Genomic DNA, 22773 nt, shown 5'->3' with positions numbered 1-22773 from the left:
CGATCGCCGACCGGGACGCCGGCGTGACCGGCGCCGCCGAGCCCGCCGGCCCGGGGTCCGGGCGCCGGCACCGCGCCCTGCTCACCGGTCCCTGGCTCTACCTGCAGTCCCGCCGCCGGGCGAGGCGGTCCGGCGGCCGGGTGCCCCCGCTGGTCCTCGACGCCGTGCCGCAGGCCCGCGCGGCGGAGCGCCCGCGCGAGCCGGTCCTCGGCGTGCGCTGATCCGATCGCGAGCGGTGCCCATCTCGCGGGGAGCCGGGTGGTCACCGCCCGGCAACGGTGTGGTCAGCACACCACCGCACCGCCGGGACGCCCCTCTAGGCTGGGCGCGTGAAGATCCGAGTGGTCCTGGCGGAGGACAACGCCCTGCTCCGGCACGGACTGGTGCGCCTGATCGACGGCGCCGAGGACCTCTCGCTCGTCGGCGCGGCCCCCGACCTGCCCACGCTGACCGCGCTGATCGCCGAGCACGATCCGGACGTCGTCGTCACCGACATCCGGATGCCCCCCACGAACTCCGACGAGGGCCTGTCCGTCGCGGCGGACCTGCGCGCCCGCAAGCCGGAGACCGGCGTGATCCTGTTGTCGCAGTACGCCGAGGCGCAGTACGCGCTGACCCTGCTCGCCGACGGCACCGCGCGCCGCGGCTACCTGCTCAAGGAGCGGGTGGCCGACGGCGACGAGCTGGCCGAGGCGGTGCGCCGGGTCGCCGAGGGCGGGTCGGTGATCGACCCGACGGTGATCGAGGGCCTGGTCGCGGCACAGCGCGCCAAGCCCTCCGAGCTCGACGCGCTCACCCCGCGCGAGCTCGAGGTGCTCGGCGAGATGGCGCAGGGCAAGAGCAACGCCTCGATCGCGGCCTCGCTCGTGCTGTCCGAGCGGGCGATCGAGAAGCACACCAACTCGATCTTCTCCAAGCTTGGGCTCTCCGAGGAGCGCGACCTCAACCGCCGCGTCTCCGCGGTGCTGGTGTACCTGCACAACAGCTGACCGCGCCGGCCGGGGGTCACCCCGCCGGCGCGGGGTGCACGTGGTGAACCCAGCTCCAGCACGCGGCCGCGGCAGCCAGGTCTCCGCGCTCGCGCGGCTACACCACCGCGGTCTCGCCCCAGATGTCCTCGAGGTAGCGGTCGTTCGCCCGCAGGCCCGCGAGCCAGGCCTCGCCGTCGGGCTCCCCGGCCCCGGTCCTGGCGCGGAACACCGAGACGAGGGCGGCGCGGACACCGGGGGCCATGGTCGAGGCGTTGCCGCACACGAGGACGACGGCCCCGTCCTGCAGGGCCTCCCACACCTGGTCGGCCGACGCCTCGAGGGCGTGCTGGACGTAGCGGTGCGGGTAGCCCTCCACTCGCGAGCACGCCGTGATCAGCGTCGCGACGCCGTCGGCCTCGTAGCCCTTGAGCTCGTCGGCGTAGAGCAGGTCGTCCTCGGGGTCCCGGCAGCCGAGGAACAGCAGCGACCGGGCGATCGGCACACCGCGGGCCCGCAACGACTCCCGCTCCTGGAGGAACCCCCGGAACGGGGCCATCCCGGTGCCGGCGCCCACCATGATCATCGGCACGTGCGGGTTCTCCGGCGGCCGGAACGCGATGCTCGGCTGCCGGACGAAGGTGAACACGGTGCCGCCCTCGGGCACCGCGCTCAGGTGCCCGGAGCAGACCCCGCGGAAGGTCGAGCCGTCCCCGCTGCGCGCGGGGCCCTCGAGCACGCCGACGGTCACCGAGGCGGCGGAGCTCATCGTCGGCGACGACGAGATGGAGTAGTAGCGCGGGCGCAGCGGCGGCAGGAGATCGAGGTACTCCGCGAACGGCAGGTCGCACTCGGGGTGTTCCTCGAGCAGGTCGAGCAGCGTGCGCCGCGGCGCCGCGATCTTCTCGCGGTAGCGGGCCTTCGCCTCGTCGTCGGTCCCGGCGAGCCCGGCCAGCTCGTCGCGGTAGGGGCCCTCCGGCATGTGCGCCGCCATCGCCGCCAGGCCCGCCCGGCTCGCGACGTCCTGGAGCTCCACGCAGCCCGCCAGGATGCCGAGCAGCGGGTAGGGCTCGCCGATCGGCAGGTGGGTCGGGCTCGCCCCGGACGCGGTGAGCGTGGCGTACTGGCCACCGTCGAGGCCGAAGCGGGCGATCACCCGGTTGACGACCGCCATGTCGTTGCGCGGCAGCACCCCCAGGTGGTCGCCGGCGGCGTAGGTCGTGCCCGCGGGCAGCGCGATCTCCAGGTGCCGCACCGAGCGCCCGCCCGGGGTGCCCGCCCGGGCGGTGAGCTCGCGGTTGACCCGCACGGTCGCGGCCTGCCCGCGGTAGGACTGCAGGATCGGGCTCGCGGTGCGGCGCTGCTCCAGCTCCACGGCCAGCCGCGGGCCGCCGCCGGACGCCGCCGTCGCCCCGGCCTCCAGTCCGAGGGCCGACCCGAGGGCGTCCCACAGCCCGGCGTACCAGGCCTCGAACTGCCCGTCGAAGTCACCGCGCGCGTCGCCCTCACCGCGCGGGTACACGCGCGTCGCACCGCGGGCCTCGAGCGCCGCGTCGACCCGCGTCGGCACCGCCTGGTAGGTCGCGGCCCAGTCGCGGTTGCCGCAGCCGAAGACCGTGTAGCGCACCCCCTCCGCCGAGGTGGCGGCGTCGTCGGCCCACGTGCAGAACTTCCCCGCGTTGTCCGGCGGCTGCCCGTTGTACGACGAGGTGACGACCACGACGGCGCCGTCGGTCGGCAGCTCGCCCACCGCGTCGTCGAGCCCGGCGGTGCGCGCCGTGTAGCCCCGGTCCGTCGCGTCCCGCGCGATCCGCGACGCGAGGTCCTCCGAGGCCCCGAGATTGGAGCCGAACAGCACCAGCAGCGGAGTCCCGTGCCGGTCGGCCGGCGCGACGGCGAGCGCCGGGGACCGCGGGATCGAGACGACCTCCGCCTGCCGCGACGACGCGCCCCAGGTCCGGCCGCTGCGCGGGCGGACGGTGATCGTCAGGCCCTCGGGCTTGAGGGTCAGCGACTCCTTGATCTTCAGCTGGTAGTTCGCGTGGTCGATCAGCTCGAACCGCTGGAGGACCATGCCGAGCACCAGGGTCGCCTCCTGCAGCGCGAACTGGCGCCCGATACAGGCCCGCTGGCCCGACCCGAAGGGCCGGAAGGCGTTGGGTGGCAGCGCGTCGAGGCGTTCGGGCGCGACGTGGTCCGGGTTGAACTCCTCCGCGTCGTCGCCCCAGACCGCCGTCAGCCGGTGCAGCATCGGCGTCAGCGCGATGACCGCCTGTCCGGGCTCGAAGGGCCCCCAGCCGCCCACGGTGGTCCGCTCCCGGGCCTGGCGGGTGAACGCGGGCGCGGTCGGCCACAGCCGCAGCGTCTCGTCGAGGATCTGCCGGACGTAGCCGAGCTGCTGGACCTGCGCCACGGTGGGCGGCACCGACGGGTCGGTGCCCAGCACGCGGTCGACCTCCTCGTGGGCGCGCGCGACGACCTCGGGGTGCTTGAGCAGGTAGGAGACGGCGAACGACAGCAGCCCGCTGGTCGTCTCGTGGCCGGCGACGAGGAAGGTCTGGCACTGGGCGACGATGTTGTGGTCGGGCAGCTTGTTCCCCTGCTTGTCGGTGCCGACGAGCATGTGCCCCAGCAGGTCGTTCCCGAATTCCCCGGACGCCTTCCGCTCCGCGAGGATCTTCCCGACCGTGTCGTCCATGAACCTGCTGTCGGCCTCGAGCTGTCGCTGGGCCGCGCGGCGCACCTTGATCGCCGCCGGGAGCAGGCGCTGCCGGGCCTGGGTCTCGTGCAGCGCGCTCATCATCGCCGCGACGAACGGGTGCTGGCCCTCGCGGTAGAAGGAGTTGAACCGGTAGCTGAACCCGCACAGCGCGATGGTGTCCAGCGTCAGCCGCGTCATGTCGGCGGTGACGTCGATCGGCTCGTCGGTGTTCAGCCGCGCCCACTTGAGGCACAGCTGCTCGGCGATGTCGATCATCGGGTCGAGGTAGCCCTTCATCGCCCAGGTGCTGAACCCGCACAGCGCGATGGTGTCCAGCGTCAGCCGCGTCATGTCGGCGGTGACGTCGATCGGCTCGTCGGTGTTCAGCCGCGCCCACTTGAGGCACAGCTGCTCGGCGATGTCGATCATCGGGTCGAGGTAGCCCTTCATCGCCCAGGTGCTGAAGCTGGGCAGCAGGATGTCGTGTGCGGACTTCCACAGCGGGTCGGCGGTGTCGGCGGTGAACAGCCCCGCGCTCTCGTGCGTCTTGCGCAGCTCCCGCTGGCTCAGCCCGACGAGCTTGTCGAACCGGGTGTCGTCGCACAGGTCGTTGACCATCTCCAGGCCGGAGGCGACGTAGAGCGGCCCGTTGGGGGTGGTGAGCCTGAGCATCGGCCCCCACTCCCGCACGAGCTTCATCAGGTCCTGGATCATCGTGGCCTGGCGGATCTCGAACAGGTTGCCGAGGAACGGCACGCCCTTGGGCCCGGGGATGTCGTCGACGGTCTTCGAGGTGACGGGCGCGACGGAGGCGGTCATGGCTGGTCACTCCTGAGGCTCGGGCCGGTGGTGTCGAGGGGCGCGGCGGGCGCGTGCGTCGGAGGCCCGGTGTCGGGCTCCGGCGCCGGCGCGGCCGCGTGGTGGGCGTGGCGCAGCAGGAAGATCGCGATCAGCACGACCCACGCCGGGAAGACGAGGACGGCCGCGGGGTTGCTGGTCACGGCGAGCAGCAGGAACGCGGCGAGCAGGTACGCGAGCACGGCCGGCACGAGCGGCAGTACCTTCGCGTTGCGCAGCAGGGTCGTGGTGGTGAGCGCGAACATGCCCGCCCCACGGACCGCGAAGATGAACACCAGGCCGTAGCCGACGCCGGTGAGCGCCCGCGCCGTCTGCGGGTCCTCGGCGGGCGAGTGGCCGAAGTAGATCCCGAACGCCACCGCGCCGACGGCAGCGGTTCCGGCGAACAGCAGCGTCACGAAGATGGCCCCGGCCAGCAGGTTCAGCCCGTGTGCCATGGCCGACGGCGTCGGGGTCAGCGTGTCCAGGACGGCGCGGACCGCGGTCATGTGCCAGAGGAAGGCGATGCCCGCGAACGGCACGAGGTAGAGCCCGACGGCGACGAAGAGCTGGTCGCCGCCGTTCGCGTAGAACCCCGCGTACGCCGAGTCGGGGTCGGCGAGCGTCGGGGCGCGGTGCACCAGGACCAGGGCCACCACGAACAGGACCGCGAAGACGATCCCGCTGATCCCCGCGATGCGCGACGCCGAGGCGCTGTCCGACGACGCCCCGGCGGGCGCGGCCGGCGCGGTCACCGGGCCCGCCGCGGCGCCTGCCCGTCACCGCAGGGCGGGCCGGACGGCGGCTCGAGGTCCTCGAGGATCCGCAGCAGGTCGAGCGTGCCGGAGAACGGCAGTTCCCGGCCGGAGTCTGTCGTCACGGTGCCCCCCAGTCGCCCGTCGGCAGTGCGGAGAAGCTGGACCGTCAGGTACATGACCTCCTCCTGTCACCGCCGGACACGGTGCCAGGGGGAGGAGCCGGGGGACCACGGTCGGACCTTCCAGCCGACCTTCCAGTTGACTCCCGGGCCGCACTCGACCGCCGTCCGTGACGGGGTCGCGCCGCGGTCGTCCCGCCGGCCTCGGCCCACCGGTCGAGCCGAGGCGGCGGTCGACGATCACCGCCGGGTGCGGTAGGTCGTCATGACCGCGCGCCCGTCGAACACCCGCGTGTCGACGAGGTCGAAGCCCAGCCGGACGTCGCCGGCCGCCAGCACGGCGTGCGGGCCGCCGAGCACGACCGGGTGGACGACGACCCGGACCTCGTCGACCAGCCCGGCCGCCGCCAGCGACCCGGCGAGCGCGGCACCGCCCATCAGCACGATGTCCTTGCCCGGGCGCTCCTTGAGCGCGGCGATGGCGCCCGGCACGTCCTCCCGGACCAGGGTGGTCCTCGGGACGTCGACGCGGTCCAGGGTCCGCGAGACGACGACCTTCTCGGTCTCCCGCCACAGCGGTGCGTACGCCTTGTCGTGCGGGTGGTCGGACACCTGGTCGGCGGTCGGCCAGTAGCCGGCCATCACCTCCCAGACCCGGCGGCCGTAGAGCAGCGTGTCGAGCCGGTCGTTCAGCTGCACCGAGTACGCCGACAGCTCCGGCCCCATCGCGGGCCAGTCGAACTCGCCGTTCGGGCCCTGGATGCGGCCGTCGATCGAGGTGTGGACGAGGTGGATCAGGGATCGCATCGGGGTTCCTCCCGCTCCGGGCGCCCCTCGTGGGCGCCGCTCGTGGGGTGGTCGGAGCGGCTGGCCGCCGCTCGACACGGATCGCGGAGAGATTCTCCCGACGACGGCCGAGGGGCCGGTCCGGGTGTCCGGACCGGCCCCTCGGGTGTCGGGCAGGTGTCGCGGGTCAGCGCTGGCGCGTCCCGCAGGTGGGGCAGAAGGCCGCGCCCGGGGTGAGGGTGGAGCCGCAGTTCGCGCAGCTCCCGGCCTTCGGGATGGAGACGACGGCGGTGGGCGCGGCGGCCTCCTCGCCCGACCCGTTCACCGGCGGGGCCGGCGGGGCGACCGGAGCGGCCGGGGGCACCGGGCCGACGCCGACGGGTCCGGACGCCGGGCTCACGAACGGGGCGGCCGGGGCGGGGCGCTGCGCGGCCATGATGTCGGCCGGGGTGACGAGGGTCGTCGGGCCGTCCGCGAGACCGGCCGGTGCGGCGGGCCGGACCTGCGGGGCCCGGGCCTGGGGGGCCTGCGGCACGGGGGTGCTCCCCCACGGAGCCTGCGGCATGCGCGGGGCCTGCCCGGGCGTCCAGTTCGCGTAGCCGTCGAGGCGCGGGTCGCGCGGTGCCGGGATGTCCGCGGCCACGGGGCCCTCGTCGCCCTTGCGCCGCCGCCGCAGCGCCACCAGCAGCGCGATCCCGCCGATCACCAGCGCGGCACCGCCACCGACGATCGTCCAGAACAGCCACGGGGCGAGGCCCCACACGCCGGTGTCGTCGCTCTGCTGCGCGGTGGGCACGACCGGGGTGTCGCCGAAGCGCTCCTTGGCCTTGGCCGCCTCGGTCTTGAACTGCAGCGCCTGCCCGTGGTCGGGGTCGACGAGCAGCAGCCGGTCGAAGCCGGCGATGGCGTCCGTGTAGTGGCCGGCGTAGTAGTCGGCGAGCGCGTCCCGGTAGAGGGTGTCGTTGGGGCCCAGCTGGTTCTGCACGCCGTTGCGCGCCAGCAGCTCGGTCAGCCCGCTCGCCGGGGCGATGAAGTTGAAGGCCTGGTCGTTCGGCAGGTGGGCGCTGTTGATGCCCAGGACCTCTCCCTGCATGTCGACGGTGGGGCCGCCGCTCATGCCGGGCGAGAGCGACGCGGAGGTCTCGTAGTAGGGGACGCTGCCCATCGTGCGCTTGGTGCTGATCTGGCCGTCCTTGTTGGACGGCTCGAGCGTCGGGTCGGTGACGGCGTCGGCCGCCGCCGGGTAGCCGATGGACAGGACCGGGGTGCCGATGGCGGCGTCGGTGTCGGTGCCCAGCTGCACCGAGGGCAGGTCGGAGCTCTCGATCTTCAGCAGCGCGACGTCGCCCTGGCTGGGCGGGCGGAAGTCGACGAGCCGGGCCGGGACGGCCTGACCCTTGGCCCCGTTGCCGGTGCCCGAGCCGATCACGGCCGCGTACTGCGCCTCGATCGGCGAGTTCTTCGCCTGGCCCTCGACGGTCCAGTTGGCGAGGCCGTAGGTCACGACGTCCTGCAGCGCGAGCGTCGGGTTCGCGGCCACCACCTCCTGCGCCGCCATGGCGATGAAGGTGGCCCGGACGCCGTCCGGGCTGGTGGTGTCGACACAGTGGCCGGCGGTGGCGATGTAGCCCTGCGGGTTGACGCCGAAGCCGGTGCAGGTCGCGTTCACGGTGTACGGCTGGCCGTTGTTGAAGTACAGGCCGGTGCCGTCCCCGACGTAGGCGCTGAAGGTCTCGGTCAGGTACACGACTGCGGGGCGTACCTCGGCGGCGGCCTGCTCGGTGGGCGAGGCCTGCGCGGGCGACGGCCCGGGGCCGGGCGGGGCGCCGGGCTCGGCGGCGAAGGCGGTACCGCCGGTCGCGACGGTGGCCAGGGTGACCGAGGCGGCGACGGCGACCGCGGCGGCGGCTCGGGCGATGGTGCCGGTCATGGTGGTCCTCTCGGAGGTGGCGGTCCGGGCCGATCGGCCCTCGCCCGGGGCCGTCGTTCGTCGGCGCGGCCCGGTGGATGACGAGGAGAACTGTGCCGCCACGCACCCCGTCATCACGAGGGGTTCAACCCGTCGACGGGGGTGGGGTCAGCACCACCTCTGCGTCAGAAGGTGGGCACCGGTGCGGCCACGGGGCCGCATCCTCGGCGGACCCGACGTCGGCGGGGGACACTGTGCCGCATGGAGCAACGAGTCGCGTCGACGGCGCGGGTGCGCGTGCTGGTGGTGGACGACCACCGGCCGTTCCGGGTCGCCGCCGCCGCGGTCATCGGGCGGATGCCCGGCTGGGAGGTCGCCGGGGTCGCGGAGACCGGCGAGGCCGCCGTCGACGCGGTCACCCAGGTCCACCCGGACCTCGTGCTGATGGACGTCAACCTGCCCGGCATCGACGGCGCCGAGGCGGCCGCCCGGGTCTCCGCCGCCGCGCCCGGCACCCGCACCGTGCTGTGCTCGACCTACCGCCTCGAGGACCTGCGGATCGACCCGCACGGCCCCGGCATCGCCGGCTACCTGCACAAGGAGGAGCTCGGCGCCCTCGTGCTGCGCGACCTGTGGGACCGGATCGGCACCGCGGCATAGCCGCGTCGCGAGACCGCGGCATAGCCGCGTCGCGAGACTGCGGCGTGGCCGCTCGGCGGCACCGCGGCGCCGTGCCGGGGAGCTACCCCGTCCGCAGCGAGGCCGCGACCGGCTCGCGCGCCATCCGCACCGCCGGCACCGCGCCGAGCACCAGCGACCCCACGAGCACGGCCGGGACGATCAGCGCGATCGGCCACACCGGGACCGCCACGTCCGGCGCCACCCCGGTCTGGCTCGCCACCTGCCACCAGAGCAGCCGGCCGGCGCCGAGCCCGAGCAGCACGCCGAACGCGACGCCGGGCAGCACCGTGGTCCCGGCCAGGACGCCCAGCGCGGCGCGCACCTGGCCCGGTGTCGCCCCCAGCACGGACAGCAGTGCCGCGTCCCGGGTGTGCCGGCGGACCGCGCTGATCAGCGTGTGCACCAGCCCCGCCACCGCGACGGCGGCCAGCAGCGTCGCGAGGATCTCCGGCAGCCGGAGCAGCCCGGCCAGGGTGTCGATCTCCGGCGGCATCCCCGGCAGGTGCACCTCCAGCCGTCGGGCGAGGTCGGCGTAGAGCGCGCCCGCCTGCCCCGGCGCGGCCAGCACGTGCGCCGAGGCGAGCGGTTGCCGGAACAGCTCGCGCAGCTGGTCCGGCATCATCAGCAGGCCCTCGCCGAGCGGTGCGCCGCGCTCGGGCTGCGGGACGGCCACGCCGGTCACGGTGAGCCGGGCCGTGCGGCCGTCGGACGAGGTGACCTCGACGGAGTCGCCCAGTCCGAGCTGCTCGCGCACCGCGACCCGCGCCCCGACGGCCACCTCCCCCGGCACCGCCGGCATCCGCCCGGTGACCAGCGACACCGGGATCTCGCCCTTCCGCTCGACGTGGGCGTACGCGTCGATCTGCCGCGACCGGGCCGGGTCGATCGTCACGCGGCCGGTCTCGACCTCGGTCAGCCCGGCGACGCGGGGGTCCGCGACGAGCGCGGCCATGTCCTGCTCGCGGGCGTCGGCGATCGTGAGGTCGGAGGTGAACCCGTACCGGGCGGGGGTGTCCACGAGCCGCTGCAGGCTGGCGCCGAGCATGGTGGAGGCGACGATGCCGGCGACCGTGACCGCGATCCCGGTCGCCGTGATCGCGGCGGGCAGGCCGATGCTGCCGGGCACCGCGCGGCCGCGGAGCGCGAGCCGCAGCCCCACGAACAGCGGCGGCCAGCGCACCGCCCAGCGGGCGGGCCGGTGCCGGCCGATGAGCGGCCGGCCGACGGCGGCGCGGCCGGCCAGCGGCGCGGTGCCGGCGGCCAGCGCGAGGAAGCAGAGCAGCACGACCGACGCGCCGCCGAGGATCGTGCCCCAGACCGGCCGGAACCCGGTGTCGGGCTCGAAACGGGCCTGGCTGCCCAGGGGTTCGATCGCGCCGGCGGCCACCGTCATGCCCGCGGCCACGACCGCCGCCACCCCCGCGCCCGCCGAGGCGGCCAGCACCCGGGCGCCGATCCGCTCGGCGGTCGTCATGCCCAGGGCGTTCTCCACCCGCTGGTCCGCCGCGCCGCGGGCGTGGTGGCGCACCAACCCCTGCCCGACGACGACGCAGCCGCCCACCGCCACGACCAGCGCGAACCCCCAGAGCCCGATGCCGAGCACGCGCTCGGCCGCGGCGACCGCGGGGTCGGCGTCCGTGGTCGGGAAGACCGGCACCTCCGGGACGTAGTTGCCGACGATCAACGGCCGCGGGAGGCCCTCGTAGCTGCGGGCGAGCGCGGCGACGAACCGGTCCCGCAGCGCGGCGTCGGCCGCGGGGTCGCCGGTGTAGGCGAGCCGGGCGAACCCGGACCGCCCGCCCGCGGCGCCGGCGTTCTGCGCGGCGAAGGCCGGGGTGGACAGGGAGTCGCCGAGCGGGCCGGTCCAGGACGGCATCCGCCCGATGCCCACCACCGTCATCCGCCGGGTGGCGCCCTCGGGCTCGCCGAACCCGACGTCGAAGCGGGCGACCTGGCGCAGGGTCAGCATCTTGAGCGTGATCCGGTCGCCCACCCGCAACCCGGCCGCGGCGGCCAGGGGTTCCCCGACGAGCAGCTCGTCGGCGGCCTCGACGCGCGGGGCCCGGCCGGCGACGATCACCGGCGTGACCAGGTCGTCCGGCCGCTCGGGCCCGGCGATCACCGAGGTGTACTGCAGCGTCGGTCCGACGATCTGCGCGATCCAGGCGTAGGCCGTCCAGCTCTTCTCGACCCCGGGCAGCGTCGCGAACCCGGCGGTGACCTCCGGGAGGTCGGCGGGGAGGTAGGCGCGGGCGTCGTCGAGCCCGCTGCGCTCGACCAGCCGGGGGTAGGCGCTGCCGGTGCGGTCGGCGACCACCGCGGCACCGAGCAGCAGCCCGCCGACCACGCCGGCGATCAGGCCGAGGACCAGCAGCGCGCGGAGCCCGGAGCGGAGCTCCGCGCGGGCGACCGCGCGGACCCCGAACCAGCCGCCGCTGCCCACCCCGCCGCTCCTCACAGGGCCGCTCCTCACAGGGCCGCCAGGGAGGCCACGGCGGGCGTGCGGGCCCGCAGCGCCGGCACGGCCGCGATCAGCGCGGCGCCCAGCGGTACCGCCGCGATCAGCAGGGCGATCGGGCCGACCGGCACCGCGATGTCGCCGCCGACCCCGATCGTCGAGGCCACCTGCCACCAGAACAGCCGGGCCACCCCCAGCCCGATCGGCACGCCCAGCACCACGGCGGGCACGGCGGTGGCCGCCGCGAGCAGGCCGAGGGTGGCCCGCACCTGCCCGGGGGTGGCGCCGAGCACCGAGAACACCGCCATCTCGCGGGCCAGCCGGCGCGCGCCGACCAGCAGCGAGTGGGTCAGCCCGGTGCCGGCGACGACGGCGAGCACGACCGCGAGGACGTCCGGCAGCCGCCCGAGGTCACCGAGGTTGCGGATGGCGTCGGGGACGCTCTGCGGCGCGAGCTCGAGCCGCCCGCCCAGCTCGGCGGCGAGCGCCTCCGCGGTGCCGGCCCGGGCGTAGACGTGCGTGGTGAGCAGCGGGAAGTTGCGCTCCGGGCTCACCGCGAGCAGCCCGTCGCCGGTGGCCAGCAGGTCCTGGCCGAGCGGGCCGTGGTTCTCGTTGGGCACCACGGCGATCCCGACGACGGTCATCGGGTGGGGCGTACCGTCCGTCGCCAGGGTGTCGAGCCGGTCCCCCGCGGACAGCCCGCGCTCGGCTGCCAGCCGGGGGTTGACCGCCACCTCGTCCGGTGCGGCCGGCAGCCGGCCGGACACGAGCTCGACGGGCGGTGCGCCCTTGCGCGCGGCGATGCTCACGATCCCGAGCGGGTCCCCCGAGGCGAGGCGGGCGTACGCGGTGTCGGTGATCGCGAGCGCGGCGACCCGCGGGTCCTCGACGAGCGCGACGACGTCGGGTTCGCGGCTGTCCGCGATGGTGATGTCGGCGCCGCCCGCCCAGCGCACCGGCGTGGCGACCAGCCGGTCGAGGCTCGCCCCGACCGTCACCGTGGCGACGATCCCGGCGACCGCGGCCGCCGCGGCCGGGACCGTCACGGCCGGCGGGACGCCGCGCCGGGTGCCGGCCTGCGCGAGCCGGCTGCCGAGCAGGACGGTGGGCCACCGGCACAGCGACCCACCGAGGACCGCGGCCGGCGAGTCCGGCCGGACGGGCGCCGGTTCGGGCACGGCCAGCGCGCGGCGCCGCCAGGCGAACGCGGCCGTGACCGCGCTGACCAGGAGGAACAGCGCGCCCAGGGTCGCGCCGCCGGCAAGGGCGAGTGCCCACTGCCCCCGGAAGCCCGGCTCGGGCTCGAAGCGGGCCTGGCTGCCGAGCGGCGCGAGGACGCCCGCGGCCACCACCACCCCGGCGCCGAGCAGCGCCGCGACCGCCGCGGCCTGACCGGCCGCGACCACCCGGGCCGCCACGCTCTGCGCCCGCGTCATGCCGAGGGCGGCCTCCACCGAGCGGGCCGCGCGGGCGGCCCCCGCGGTGCGCAGCAGCCCGAGCCCGACGACCTGCAGCACGCCGAGGCCCACGACCAGCGCGAACAGCCCGACGCCGATGAGCAGGGCGCGTTCGGCGGCCTGCACCGCGGGATCGGGCGTGCGCGGGAACTCGACCCCGGGCGTCAGGTAGTCCCCGACGATCGACGGCTGCCCGACCGAGACGCCCGCGACGGCCGCGTCGAACCGGGCGGCGGCGTCCGGCGCGGGGTCGAGCCGGACGTAGGCGGCGTGCCCGATCCCGGTGCCGGCCAGCGCGCGGGCGAACCCGGGGCCGGCCAGGACGTCCGGCAGCGCCTGGCCCCATCCCGGCATCCGGGCGACGCCGACGACCCGCACGGAGGTCGCCGGGCCGTGCGGGGTGAACCCGACGGCGAACCGCGCCATGTCCTCGAGGGTGAGCATGCGCAGCGGCAGGGTCGCGCCCAGGCCGAAACCGTGTTCGGCGAGCCGCTCGGAGACCACCACCTCGTCGGCGGCGGCGGGGTCGGCGCCGCGCCCGGCGACGATCACCGGGGTGACCAGCTCGGGGTGCGGCGCGGTGCCCGCGGCCAGCGAGACGTACTGCAGCTGCGGCCCGTCGACCTGCCCGACCCACGCCTCGGTCAGCCACAGGGCGGCGACACCGGGCAGGGTCGGCAGCGCCTCGACGACCGCGGGGCGGTCGGCCGGGACGATCAGCCGGGCGTCGTCGAGGTGGACCGCCTCCACGAGCCGGGGATAGGCCGTGGCGGTGCGCTCGCCGAGCGCGACCGCCCCCAGCACGAGGCCGCCGACCAGGCCCAGCACCACGCCGAGGGCGAGCAGGCTCCAGCGTCGTTCGCGCAGCTCGGCGCGGGCGACGAGGCGGATCGCACCCCGGACCGCACCGCGCGGGCCCGGTGGGCCGGGATCGCCCGCGGGCATGGTCAGCCCGTCACGACGGTCGGGCGCGAGGCCAGCGGCGGGACCGCCGGGCACGCTCCGCCCGCGTCCGCTCCCCCGGCCGGGACCGGGATGCGCCCGGTGAGCACGGTGCCCTCGCCCGGCGCCGACACCAGCTCGACGGTGCCCCCGATCGCGCCGAGCCGGTCCGCCATGTTCTGCAGCCCGCCGCCACCGGCGACCCGGGCCGGGTCGAAGCCGGGCCCGTCGTCGGCGACGACCACGGTGAGCTCGTCGCCGTCCGCGCCGTCCTCCACCTTCAGCGTGATCGTGACGTGCGCGCCCGGGGCGTGCTTGCCCGCGTTCTGCAGGGCCTCGAGGCAGCAGAAGTACACGGCGGCCTCGGCCTGCTCGGGCATCCGCCCCACGTCCTCGGCGTGCACCTGCACCGTGAGGGGGCTGCGCTTGGCCGCGGCGCGCAGCGCGTCCCCCAGGCCGGCGTCGCGCAGCAGCGGCGGGTAGATGCCGTGGGCCAGGTCCCGCAGGGCCTGGATGGAGTCCCGGACGCCGCGGTCGAGCTCGTCGAGCAGCTCGGCGTTGGGGTCGTCCGGCGAGGTCAGGGTGTCCCGGACCAGCCGCAGCCCGACGGCGAGGGCGACCAGGTGCTGCTGGGCGCCGTCGTGCAGGTCGCGCTCGATGCGGCGGCGCTCGGCGTCGGCCGCCGCGACCAGGCGGGTGCGGGAGGCCTGCAGGTCCGCGTTGGTGCGGCGCAGGTCGGCGAGGGTGGCCTGCAGCGCCTCGTCGAGCGCGCGGTTGCGCAGCACGATCGCGAGCCGCCGCACGACCTCGGCCAGCGCGCGCTCGTCGGCCTCGCCGAAGGTGTCCGCGTCGGCGTCGCGCTCGATCACCACCAGCGCCAGCACCTCGCCGCCGTGGACGGCGGGGGCGAGCCGCAGCTGGCCGCGCCGGGCGGGCCCGTCCTCCTCGACCAGGTGCGGCAGCCAGAGCTCCAGCCAGCCCGGCCCGGCGACGCCGGCGCGCTGCAGCGTGGCGAGCTCGTCGGCGTCGAGCGGCAGCGGCTCCGGTCCCGGCTCCACCGGCTGCGGGACGACCAGGCTGCGCGCGAGGCTGCGCGGCGCGTCGACCCGGTCCGCCCAGATCTGCACGCGGGAGAGCCGCCAGTCCTGCCGCATGGTCTCGGCGAGCTGGCGGAGCAGGTCGTCGACGGGGGTGCCGCGGCCGGCGCGCTCGGCGAAGTCGGCGAGCAGCTCGTCGGGCGAGCGTCGTACGCCCTGCAGCGCGGCCCGGGTGGTGCGGGCGGCGCGGCGGCCGAGCGGCCCCGCGACCACGGCGACGACGAGCATCCCCACCAGGGCGGGGTCCACCAGCGCGCGCTCGGCCCCGAGCGGCATGCGGCCGAAGACCAGCAGCAGGACGAGCAGCCCCGCGCAGACGGCCACCGACAGGCCACCGAACTCCGAGGCCCCGACCAGCACGGACGTGCTGGCGCGGCGCGCCGTGGCGCTGGCCATCAGCCCGACGCCGACCGCCAGGACGACCGCGGCGATCAGCGCGGTGACCCACCAGGCGGGCCCGCCGCCGAGCAGCCCGACGACGACGCCGGGCGCGATCACCCCGGCCGCGCCGATCAGCCCGGAGAGCAGCAGGGAGCTGCGGGCGCGCCGGCCGGTGCCGACCCCCACGCGGCGGTGGGTCCGGAACCCGGCGCCGGCCGGGAGCGGGGTGCGGTCGCTCACCGGGACACCCGCAGCCCGGCGGGCACCTCGACGGGACCGGAGGGCTCGCCGTCGGCCAGGATGCGGCCGTCGCGCATGCGGACCAGCCGCTGCGCGCCCTCGGCGACCTCGCGGCTGTGGGTGACCATGAGGATCGTCTGGCCCTGGGCGTGCAGGCGCTGGAACAGGTCGAGGACCTCGGCGGCGCCGTCCGAGTCCAGGGCGCCGGTCGGTTCGTCGGCCAGCAGCAGGGTGGGGCGGTTGGCCAGCGCGCGGGCGATCGCGACGCGCTGGCGCTGGCCGCCGGACAGCGCGGCGGGCAGCTCGCGCGCCTTGTCGAGCAGGCCGAGCTGGTCCAGCAGGTCCCGGGCCCGTGCGGTGGCCTCGGCCGGCTTCGCGCCGGCGACGAGCGCGGCGAGCGCGACGTTCTCCAGCGCCGACATGTGCTCGATGAGGTGGAAGAACTGGAAGACCAGCCCGACGCTGCGGCGGCGCAGCCGGGCCAGGCGCTGGGCGCCGAGCTCCTCGATGCGGGTGCCGTCGAGCGCGATCGTGCCCTCGTCCGGCCGGTCGAGCCCGGCGAGCAGGTGCAGCAGCGTGGACTTGCCGCAGCCCGAGGGGCCCATCAGCGCCACGAACTCGCCGGCGCGCACGGTGAGATCGACGCCGCGCAGCGCGCGCACGGGGGCGGTGCCGGCCTCGTAGGTCTTGCGCAGACCGCGGACGACCAGGGCGGGACCACCGGGGGCGGCGGCGGCGCCGACGGCGGACTCGATCTGCTGTGTCACCTGCTCACCCTAGGGAGGGCCGGGTCCGCGCCGGGAGGGTCCGCGGCGAAGAGACCGGCTGCCACGCCGGAGCGGGGTGGTACTGCCACCACCCCCCGGGCGTGTCGTCGCCGCGCGCGGCCCGGGCGTTACGACGACCCGGGGTTCAGCCCAGCCGGCCCTCCGCGAGGTAGCGCTCCGACTCCTGCTTGTGCATCCGCTCGTCGTGCCCGGTCTGGCGGAGCAGGTCGGCGCCCGGCGCAGCGCGGGCGCGCCCGGTCAGCGGATCCGGCCGAGCAGCTCCGCGAGCTCGTCGGGCACGGAGAACATCGGCGCGTGCGACGAGGGGAGCCGCTCGACGTGGTCCGCGGCCGCGGCCATCGCCTCCTGGGCCTCGAGCGGGAAGCACGCGTCGTCCTCGCAGAGCACGTAGGTGACGGGGTGCGTCCGGTCCGGCGCCGAGCTGGGCGCCGCGACACTCGCGATCGAGTGGGGTCGGACCCGCCGCAGGAAGGGCTCGGCCCGGTCGAACGGGACGTCGGCGCAGATCGACCGGTGGAGTTCCCGGAGATCGTCCGTGGCGCGTATCGTCCCGTCGTCCTGGGGCGCGGCCCAGGTCTGGGGTGGCATCGAGGCCAGCATGTCGAGGGCCGAGGCTCCGCGTGACGGCCAGAGGGCCGTCACGTACACCGTGTGCGCCACGTCGGGATGGTCGGCGAGCTCGGTGACGACCATGCCGCCGTAGGAGTGCCCGACGAGCACGACCGGTTCGCCGGCGGCCTCCACGTGCCGCCGGACCACCTCGGCGTCGGCCGCGAGGTCGCCGAGCGCCGCGGGGTCGGGACCGGAGCTGGGCAGCTGCGGGACGACGTCGACCGTGTGCCCGGCCTTCTCCAGCCGGGGCGCGAGCTCGTCCCAGTACCACCCGCCGACGAACGCGCCGTGGACGAGCACGAAGGTGGCCATGGGGCGACCGTGGTCCGCGTCACAACAGCCGCACAGGGCCGAAGGACCCGGACGGAGTACGCGGCCCGGGACGGGTCGCGGTCAGGCGTCGCGGGCGCCCTCGTCCGCCCGCGGCCGGTCCACGCCCGCGGCCTGGACCCCCGGCTGCTGCCGGTACCCGGACCGGACGGCCGGGAGCAGGCCGAGCGCCACGCCGATCTCGGCGAGGTCGCGGTAGGTGCCGACCGGCAGCGACCACAGCTGGGCGGCGCTCACCGAGTCCGCGCCGTAGTGGTCGGCGTGCGCGATGATCTGCCACTTCGCGGCCGGGTAGGACAGGCCGGCCAGTACGTGGCCGAGGCGCGCCAGGTCGGCGCGGGACGTCCGTCGGTACACGGGTTCCTCCTGGTCGACCCGCTCCGAGAAGGGGCACCGAGCGGGTCGCCGCAGAGTGCCCTGTATCACACCCGGTCAAACGCGGGCGGCACGCGACCCGCCCGAGGGGAGGTCTGTTGTGCGGTCGCGGCGCGCCCCCGTAGGGTTGGCGAGCGGTTGAGGCGACAGTCCGCAGCACGCGTCCGCGGAAGTCGAGGAGCACGGTGCGTAATGAGCAGTGAGACCCCCGCCGAAGACGGCGGCGTCGAGATCGAGGACGTCGTCCGCTTCGAACGAGCCGGCGAGGGTGACGGCGCGTCGCTGGTCGCGCACGTCCACGGCGAGATCGACACGTTGACCGCGCCCTTGCTGCGCACCGAGCTCGATGCGCGGCTGCCCGAGGCGCCGCTGGTCGTCCTGGACCTGTCCGGGGTGACCTTCCTGGGGTCGGCCGGGCTCGCGGTGCTGGTCGCGGCGAAGGACGCGGTGGAGCGGCGCGGGCACACCCTGCGACTGGTCTGCGGGTCGCGGATCGTGACCCGGGCGCTGGAGGCGACCGGGCTGCTCGCGCTGTTCGACGTGGCGGACGGCGTGTCCGACGCGCTGCGTCCCACCGGCTGAGCCGCACCCGCACCAGGGAGGCGTCTGGGCGCCTGGTGGCCCCCGCGGTCTTCAACACCGACGTGGCCGAGCATCTCGGTCAGGCGGGTTCGATTCCCGTCCGCCTCCGCCACCCGCGGTCGCGGCGCGCCGTCGTGCCCGCCGCGGCCGTCGGGCGAGCGGACCGGGCGATCAGCGGCTGACGCGGATCCGCCCCCTCCCCTCCCCGACCCGTCCGACGACGGCGGCGCCGGGCAGCTCGGCCACCGCGGCCGCGGCCCGCTCGGGGTCGGCGCCGAACAGCAGCCCGCCGGAGGTCTGCGCGTCGGCGAGCAGCAGCACGTCCGTCTCGGTCACGCCCGGCCCGGGGTCCAGCACCTCGGCCACCCAGTCCCGGTTGCGCCGGGTCCCGCCGGGGACCGTGCCGGCCTCGGCCAGCTCCCGCACCCCCGGCAGCAGCGGCACGTCTCCCACGACGACCTCGGCGTCGACCCCGGACGCGGCCGCCATCTTGCGCAGGTGCCCCAGCAGGCCGAAGCCGGTGACGTCCGTGCAGCCGGTGGCCCCGGCGGCGAGCGCGGCGGCCGAGGCGGCGGCGTTGGGCGTGCACATCGAGTCCACCGCGCGCGCGAGCAGGTCCTCGCCCGCGGTGCCCGCCTTGACGGCGGTGGTGGCGATGCCGACGCCGAGGGGCTTGGTGAGCACCAGCGCGTCGCCCGGGCGCAGGCCGGTGTTGGTGAGGATCCGGTCCGGGTGCAGCTCGCCCACCACGGCCAGCCCGTACTTCGGTTCGGGATCGTCGATCGAGTGCCCGCCGACCACGGCGAAACCGCACTCGCGGCCGACGTCCGCACCGCCCTCCAGCACCTCGCCGAGCATCTCCGGCGGCAGCGTCTCCGAGGGCCAGGCGACGATGTTGAGCGCGAAGAGCGGGCGGCCGCCCATCGCGTAGACGTCGGACACGGCGTTGGTGGCGGCGATCCGGCCCCAGGTCCGCGGGCCGTCGACGACCGGGGTGAAGAAGTCCGTGGTGGCGACGAGCGCGCGGTCGGCCGCGAGCCGCCAGACCGCGGCGTCGTCACCCGTCTCGGTGCCGACGAGCAGGTCGGGGTGACTGGCCGGGGTGACCCCGGCGAGGATCTCGGCGAGCCGGCCCGGCCCGATCTTGCACCCGCAGCCCGCACCGTGGCTGAACTGGGTGAGTCTGCGCGTCTGCGCGCTGGTGCCCGCCGTCATGGTGCGACCGTATCCCGTCCGCCCGCCGCACGCGGGCTCCCACTGGCCGACCCCGGCCGACCCCGCGAGGGAGATCGGCTTCCCCGGCGTTCACACTGTCGAGGCGTGACACCCGTTCCGGAGCGTGACGCCGACCCGGTCAGCCGGTCCGGCGCGTTCGAGGTGGTGCGCCGCGGCTACGCGCGCGACCAGGTCGACGCGCTGGTCCGTGAGCTGGAGCGGCGTGCCCAGGCGGCCGAGAACGCCCGCCGCATGGCCGAACAGCACGCCGCGGGTCTCGCCGAGGAGCTGCGCACGCTGCGGGCCGGCACGCCCGCCGAGGGCCTGCCCGCGGTGCCGCAGAGCTTCGGCTTCCGCGCGGAGAAGGTGCTGCGGCTCGCCGAGCGCGAGGCCGACGACATCCGCACCGCCGCGAGCCGGGACGCCGCCGAGATCCGCGCCGCCGCCACGCGCGAGGCGGCCGAGCTGATGGAGCGCGCGCACGCGGCCGCGGGCCAGGCCCACGCCGAGGCCGAGGCGGACCGGGCGGCGGTGGCCGCGGAGCGCGACGACCTCGCGGCGCAGGTGGCCGAGCACGTCCGGCAGGCCGAGGAGCTCGCCGGGCTGCGGGTCGCCCTCCGGAGCGAGCTGGCCCGGGTGCACGCCGCGCTGGCCGTCGAGCTGCGGGTGCTGGACGGGACGACGGCCGCGGAACCGGGGCGGGTCCCGCCGGTCGCCGGGCCGGAGACGGCGGTCGAGGGCGTCGCGCCGCCCGCCGGGGTGCCCGCGGAGGGCGAGGCCGACGAGCCGCCGGAGGAGCCCGCAGAGGTTGCCGAGGAGGTAGCCGACGAGGTGGTCCCGGCTGCCGGCCATCCGGGCGTCGAGCAGGCCGGAGATCCCGCGCAGGCCGGGGACGAGACCGAGCAGGACTCGCCGCACGCGACCGGGGACCCGGCCGGGGACCCGGAGGCGCCCGCGGTCTGGACCCCCACCCCGGGCACGGCGGACCTGTTCGCGGCCGAGCAGGACCGGCAGGCCGGCCACGACCGCCCGGTCCAGGTCCCGGAGCAGCGCCGCGAGCAGAACACGGAGAACAGGCACACCCTGCGCTCCGGCTGACGGGCACGGCATGCTCTTCCCATGACGGACGCCCCGGTCCGCGGCACGACCGCTTCCCCGCCCGACCCGCGTCGCGCCGTGCCGCGCACGGACGCGGTGCTCGCCGATCCGCGCCTGGCGGAGGCGGTGCACCGGCTCGGCCGCGCGCTCGTGAAGCGCGCGGTGGTCGACGCGCAGCAACGGGCCCGCGCGGGCGCGATCGCGCCGGCCGAGGTCGCCGAGGCCGCGCTCGCCGCCCTCCCCCGCACCGCCACGCGGCTGCGTCCGGTGCTGAACGCGACCGGGGTGCTGCTGCACACCAACCTCGGCCGTGCGCCGCTGTCCGCCGCCGCCCGCGAGGCCCTCGCGGTGGCCGCCGGCACCTGCGACGTCGAGCTCGACCTCGCCACCGGCACCCGCGGCCGGCGCGGCGCCGGGGTGATCGACGCCCTGCTCGCGGCCGTCCCCGGGGCCGCCGCCGCGCACGTCGCGAACAACGGGGCGGCGGCGCTCGCCCTCGTCGCGGCCGCCCTGGCCAGCGGCAAGGAGATCGTCGTGTCGCGCGGTGAGCTGGTGGAGATCGGCGACGGTTTCCGCATCCCCGACCTCCTCGAGTCCACGGGGGCCCGGCTGCGCGAGGTCGGCACCACCAACCGCACCCACCGGGCCGACTACGAGCGCGCGATCGGCCCGGAGACCGGGTTCGTGCTCAAGGTGCACCCCTCGAACTTCACCGTCCGCGGCTTCACCAGCGCGGTCGGCCCGGAGGAGCTGTCGGGGCTGGGCGCGCCGGTCGTCGTGGACATCGGCTCCGGGCTGCTCACCCCGCACCCGCTGCTGCCGGAGGAGCCCGACGCCGCCGGCATGCTCGCCCGGGGGGCCACGCTGGTCACCGCGTCGGGCGACAAGCTCCTCGGGGGGCCGCAGGCGGGGCTGGTCCTCGGCGGGGCGGGCGAGGGCGCGGCGCTGGTCGAGAAGATCCGGCGGTTCCCGCTGGCCCGGGCGATGCGCGTCGACAAGCTCACGCTGGCGGCGCTGGAGGCCACGCTCCGCGGCCCCGGCAGGCCGGTGCGCGCCGCGCTCGACGCCCCGGTCGAGGAGCTGCGCCGCCGCGCCGCGCGGGTGGCCGGGCAGCACGGCGACGTGGCCGAGGTCGTCGACTCGGTCGCGACCGTCGGCGGCGGGGGCGCCCCGGGCGTCACCCTGCCGAGCGCGGCCGTGGCGCTGCCGGAGCGGTTCGCCGCGGCCCTGCGCGCCGGGGATCCCGCCGTCCTGGGCCGGCTGGAGGGCGGGCGCTGCCTGCTGGACCTGCGCGCCCTGGACCCGGCCGACGACGCCGCCCTCGCCGCCGCGGTCACCGCGGCCGTCACGGCCCCGGGGACCTGACGTGGCCGCCCGCGTGATCGCGACGGCGGGGCACGTCGACCACGGCAAGTCCACCCTGGTCCGCGCCCTGTCCGGGATGGAGCCCGACCGGCTCGCCGAGGAGCGCCGCCGCGGCCTGACGATCGACCTCGGGTTCGCGTGGACCCGGCTCGGCTCCGGCACCGACCTGGCCTTCGTGGACGTGCCGGGCCACGAACGCTTCGTCACGACGATGCTCGCCGGGGCCGGGCCGGTCCCGGCGGCGATGATCGTGGTCGCCGCCGACGAGGGCTGGATGCCGCAGTCCGCCGAGCACCTCGACGCCCTCGACGCCCTCGGCGTGGACCGCGGGCTGCTCGTGATCACCCGCTGCGACCTGCTCGACCCGGAGCCCGCCCTCGAGGACGCGCAGGCCGCGCTGGCGCGCTCGTCGCTCGGCGAGCTGCCGGTCGTCCCGGTGTGCGCGCCGCGCGGCGAGGGCCTGCCCGAGCTCCGCGCCGCGCTCGACGCGCTGGTCACCGGCCTGCCCGACCCCGATCCCGCCGCGGACGTCCGGCTGTGGGTGGACCGCGCCTTCACCATCCGCGGCGCCGGGACCGTCGTGACCGGGACGCTGGGGGCCGGCACGATCCACGTCGGCGACGAGCTGGTGCTCGGCGGCCGCCGGGTCGGCGTCCGGGGGTTGGAGAGCCTGGGTGAGCCCCGGGAGGAGGTCACCGGCGTCGCACGGGTGGCGGTGAACCTGCGCGGGCTGCCGAAGGAGGCGGTCGGGCGCGGCGACGCGCTGCTCACCCCGGACGCGTGGCTCACCGCCACGGAGATCGACGTCCGGCTGCGGGCGCCGGGCAACCGGGCCGCCGTGCCCGCCGTGCCCGACGCGCCCGACGCGCCCGACGCGCCCGTCGAGCTGCCCGGGCAGCTGATGCTGCACGCCGGCTCGGCCGCGACCGGTGTCCGGGTGCGCCCGCTCGGCCCCCGCCACGCGCGCCTGCGCCTGGACCACCCGCTGCCGCTGCGCATCGGCGACCGCGCGGTCCTGCGCGACCCGGGGCGGCGCGCGGTCCTCGCCGGGGCGGTGGTCCTCGACGTGCGGCC

19 protein-coding genes and 1 tRNA gene are annotated in these 22773 nt (G+C 76.5%); 8 read left to right on the top strand and 12 right to left on the bottom strand.

Annotation, left to right across the window (positions count from 1 at the left end):
• A partial coding sequence (locus ACFQH9_RS15645) for a hypothetical protein (RefSeq protein ID WP_379566838.1) occupies positions 1-221 on the top strand: 221 nt, incomplete at its 5' end.
• Between the two features lie 114 nt (positions 222-335).
• The gene (locus ACFQH9_RS15640; RefSeq protein ID WP_379566839.1) at positions 336-989 is read left to right on the top strand and encodes a response regulator transcription factor; all 654 of its coding nucleotides are present in this window, start codon (positions 336-338) and stop codon (positions 987-989) included.
• Between the two features lie 97 nt (positions 990-1086).
• On the opposite strand, the gene ACFQH9_RS15635 is transcribed toward ACFQH9_RS15640, so the two are convergent.
• From ACFQH9_RS15635 to ACFQH9_RS15615, 5 genes are all read right to left on the bottom strand, one after another.
• On the bottom strand, positions 1087-4488 hold the full coding sequence (locus tag ACFQH9_RS15635) for a bifunctional cytochrome P450/NADPH--P450 reductase (protein ID WP_379566837.1): 3402 nt from the start codon (positions 4486-4488) through the stop codon (positions 1087-1089).
• Positions 4485-5261 carry a hypothetical protein gene (locus ACFQH9_RS15630; protein ID WP_379566836.1) on the bottom strand — a complete coding sequence of 259 codons (777 nt, stop codon included), beginning with the start codon at positions 5259-5261 and terminating at the stop codon, positions 4485-4487. The genes ACFQH9_RS15635 and ACFQH9_RS15630 overlap by 4 nt, the downstream gene beginning before the upstream one ends.
• The gene (locus tag ACFQH9_RS15625) at positions 5258-5386 is read right to left on the bottom strand and encodes a hypothetical protein (protein WP_379566835.1); all 129 of its coding nucleotides are present in this window, start codon (positions 5384-5386) and stop codon (positions 5258-5260) included. Before ACFQH9_RS15625 ends, ACFQH9_RS15630 begins: the two co-directional genes overlap by 4 nt.
• 237 nt (positions 5387-5623) lie before the next feature.
• Positions 5624-6190 (bottom strand): dihydrofolate reductase family protein, encoded by a 567-nt coding sequence (locus ACFQH9_RS15620; protein ID WP_379566834.1) that lies wholly within the window; start codon positions 6188-6190, stop codon positions 5624-5626.
• Positions 6191-6356: 166 nt separating this feature from the next.
• Positions 6357-8099, bottom strand: a complete 1743-nt coding sequence (locus ACFQH9_RS15615) for a trypsin-like peptidase domain-containing protein (RefSeq protein ID WP_379566833.1) — start codon at positions 8097-8099, stop codon at positions 6357-6359.
• Between the two features lie 240 nt (positions 8100-8339).
• On the opposite strand from ACFQH9_RS15615, the gene ACFQH9_RS15610 reads away from it, so the two are divergent.
• Entirely contained in the window at positions 8340-8738 is a 399-nt protein-coding gene (locus ACFQH9_RS15610) for a response regulator transcription factor (protein ID WP_379566832.1), read from the top strand.
• A gap of 82 nt (positions 8739-8820) precedes the next feature.
• Here the strand turns inward: ACFQH9_RS15610 and ACFQH9_RS15605 are convergent, their stop codons facing one another.
• From ACFQH9_RS15605 to ACFQH9_RS15580, 6 genes are all read right to left on the bottom strand, one after another.
• Positions 8821-11217, bottom strand: a complete 2397-nt coding sequence (locus ACFQH9_RS15605) for an FtsX-like permease family protein (RefSeq protein ID WP_379566831.1) — start codon at positions 11215-11217, stop codon at positions 8821-8823.
• A gap of 11 nt (positions 11218-11228) precedes the next feature.
• Positions 11229-13619: an FtsX-like permease family protein gene (locus ACFQH9_RS15600; protein WP_379566830.1), complete on the bottom strand. Its 2391-nt coding sequence runs from the start codon at positions 13617-13619 to the stop codon at positions 11229-11231.
• Positions 13620-13621: 2 nt separating this feature from the next.
• The gene (locus ACFQH9_RS15595; RefSeq protein WP_379566828.1) at positions 13622-15334 is read right to left on the bottom strand and encodes a GAF domain-containing sensor histidine kinase; all 1713 of its coding nucleotides are present in this window, start codon (positions 15332-15334) and stop codon (positions 13622-13624) included.
• Positions 15331-16101, bottom strand: a complete 771-nt coding sequence (locus ACFQH9_RS15590) for an ABC transporter ATP-binding protein (protein ID WP_379566827.1) — start codon at positions 16099-16101, stop codon at positions 15331-15333. Before ACFQH9_RS15590 ends, ACFQH9_RS15595 begins: the two co-directional genes overlap by 4 nt.
• Before the next feature lie 258 nt (positions 16102-16359).
• Positions 16360-17046: an alpha/beta fold hydrolase gene (locus tag ACFQH9_RS15585; RefSeq protein WP_379566825.1), complete on the bottom strand. Its 687-nt coding sequence runs from the start codon at positions 17044-17046 to the stop codon at positions 16360-16362.
• An 81-nt stretch (positions 17047-17127) separates the two neighbouring features.
• Positions 17128-17421: a DUF2795 domain-containing protein gene (locus ACFQH9_RS15580; RefSeq protein ID WP_379566824.1), complete on the bottom strand. Its 294-nt coding sequence runs from the start codon at positions 17419-17421 to the stop codon at positions 17128-17130.
• 210 nt (positions 17422-17631) lie between these two features.
• Here ACFQH9_RS15580 and ACFQH9_RS15575 point away from each other — a divergent pair, with 210 nt between their 5' ends.
• Both ACFQH9_RS15575 and ACFQH9_RS15570 read left to right on the top strand, forming a co-directional pair.
• The gene (locus ACFQH9_RS15575; RefSeq protein WP_379566822.1) at positions 17632-18021 is read left to right on the top strand and encodes an STAS domain-containing protein; all 390 of its coding nucleotides are present in this window, start codon (positions 17632-17634) and stop codon (positions 18019-18021) included.
• 16 nt (positions 18022-18037) lie between these two features.
• Positions 18038-18133: transfer RNA gene (locus ACFQH9_RS15570), tRNA-Sec, on the top strand.
• Positions 18134-18192: 59 nt separating this feature from the next.
• On the opposite strand, the gene selD is transcribed toward ACFQH9_RS15570, so the two are convergent.
• Positions 18193-19236: a selenide, water dikinase SelD gene (selD, locus tag ACFQH9_RS15565; RefSeq protein WP_379566820.1), complete on the bottom strand. Its 1044-nt coding sequence runs from the start codon at positions 19234-19236 to the stop codon at positions 18193-18195.
• 105 nt (positions 19237-19341) lie between these two features.
• Between selD and ACFQH9_RS15560 the strand changes: the two genes are divergently transcribed.
• The 3 genes from ACFQH9_RS15560 to ACFQH9_RS15550 form a co-directional block, all read left to right on the top strand.
• On the top strand, positions 19342-20334 hold the full coding sequence (locus ACFQH9_RS15560) for a hypothetical protein (protein WP_379566819.1): 993 nt from the start codon (positions 19342-19344) through the stop codon (positions 20332-20334).
• Positions 20335-20355: 21 nt separating this feature from the next.
• A complete protein-coding gene (gene selA / locus ACFQH9_RS15555; RefSeq protein ID WP_379566818.1) occupies positions 20356-21699 on the top strand; it encodes an L-seryl-tRNA(Sec) selenium transferase in 1344 nt (447 codons plus the stop codon).
• Between the two features lies 1 nt (position 21700).
• The coding region (locus ACFQH9_RS15550) for a GTP-binding protein (RefSeq protein WP_379566817.1) at positions 21701-22773 on the top strand (1073 nt) is incomplete at its 3' end.

This window comes from Pseudonocardia lutea, assembly GCF_042658055.1.
Lineage (GTDB): Bacteria > Actinomycetota > Actinomycetes > Mycobacteriales > Pseudonocardiaceae > Pseudonocardia > Pseudonocardia lutea.
The sequence above is the reverse complement of the archived record's forward strand: the minus strand, read 5'-3'. Positions and strand labels throughout refer to the sequence as shown.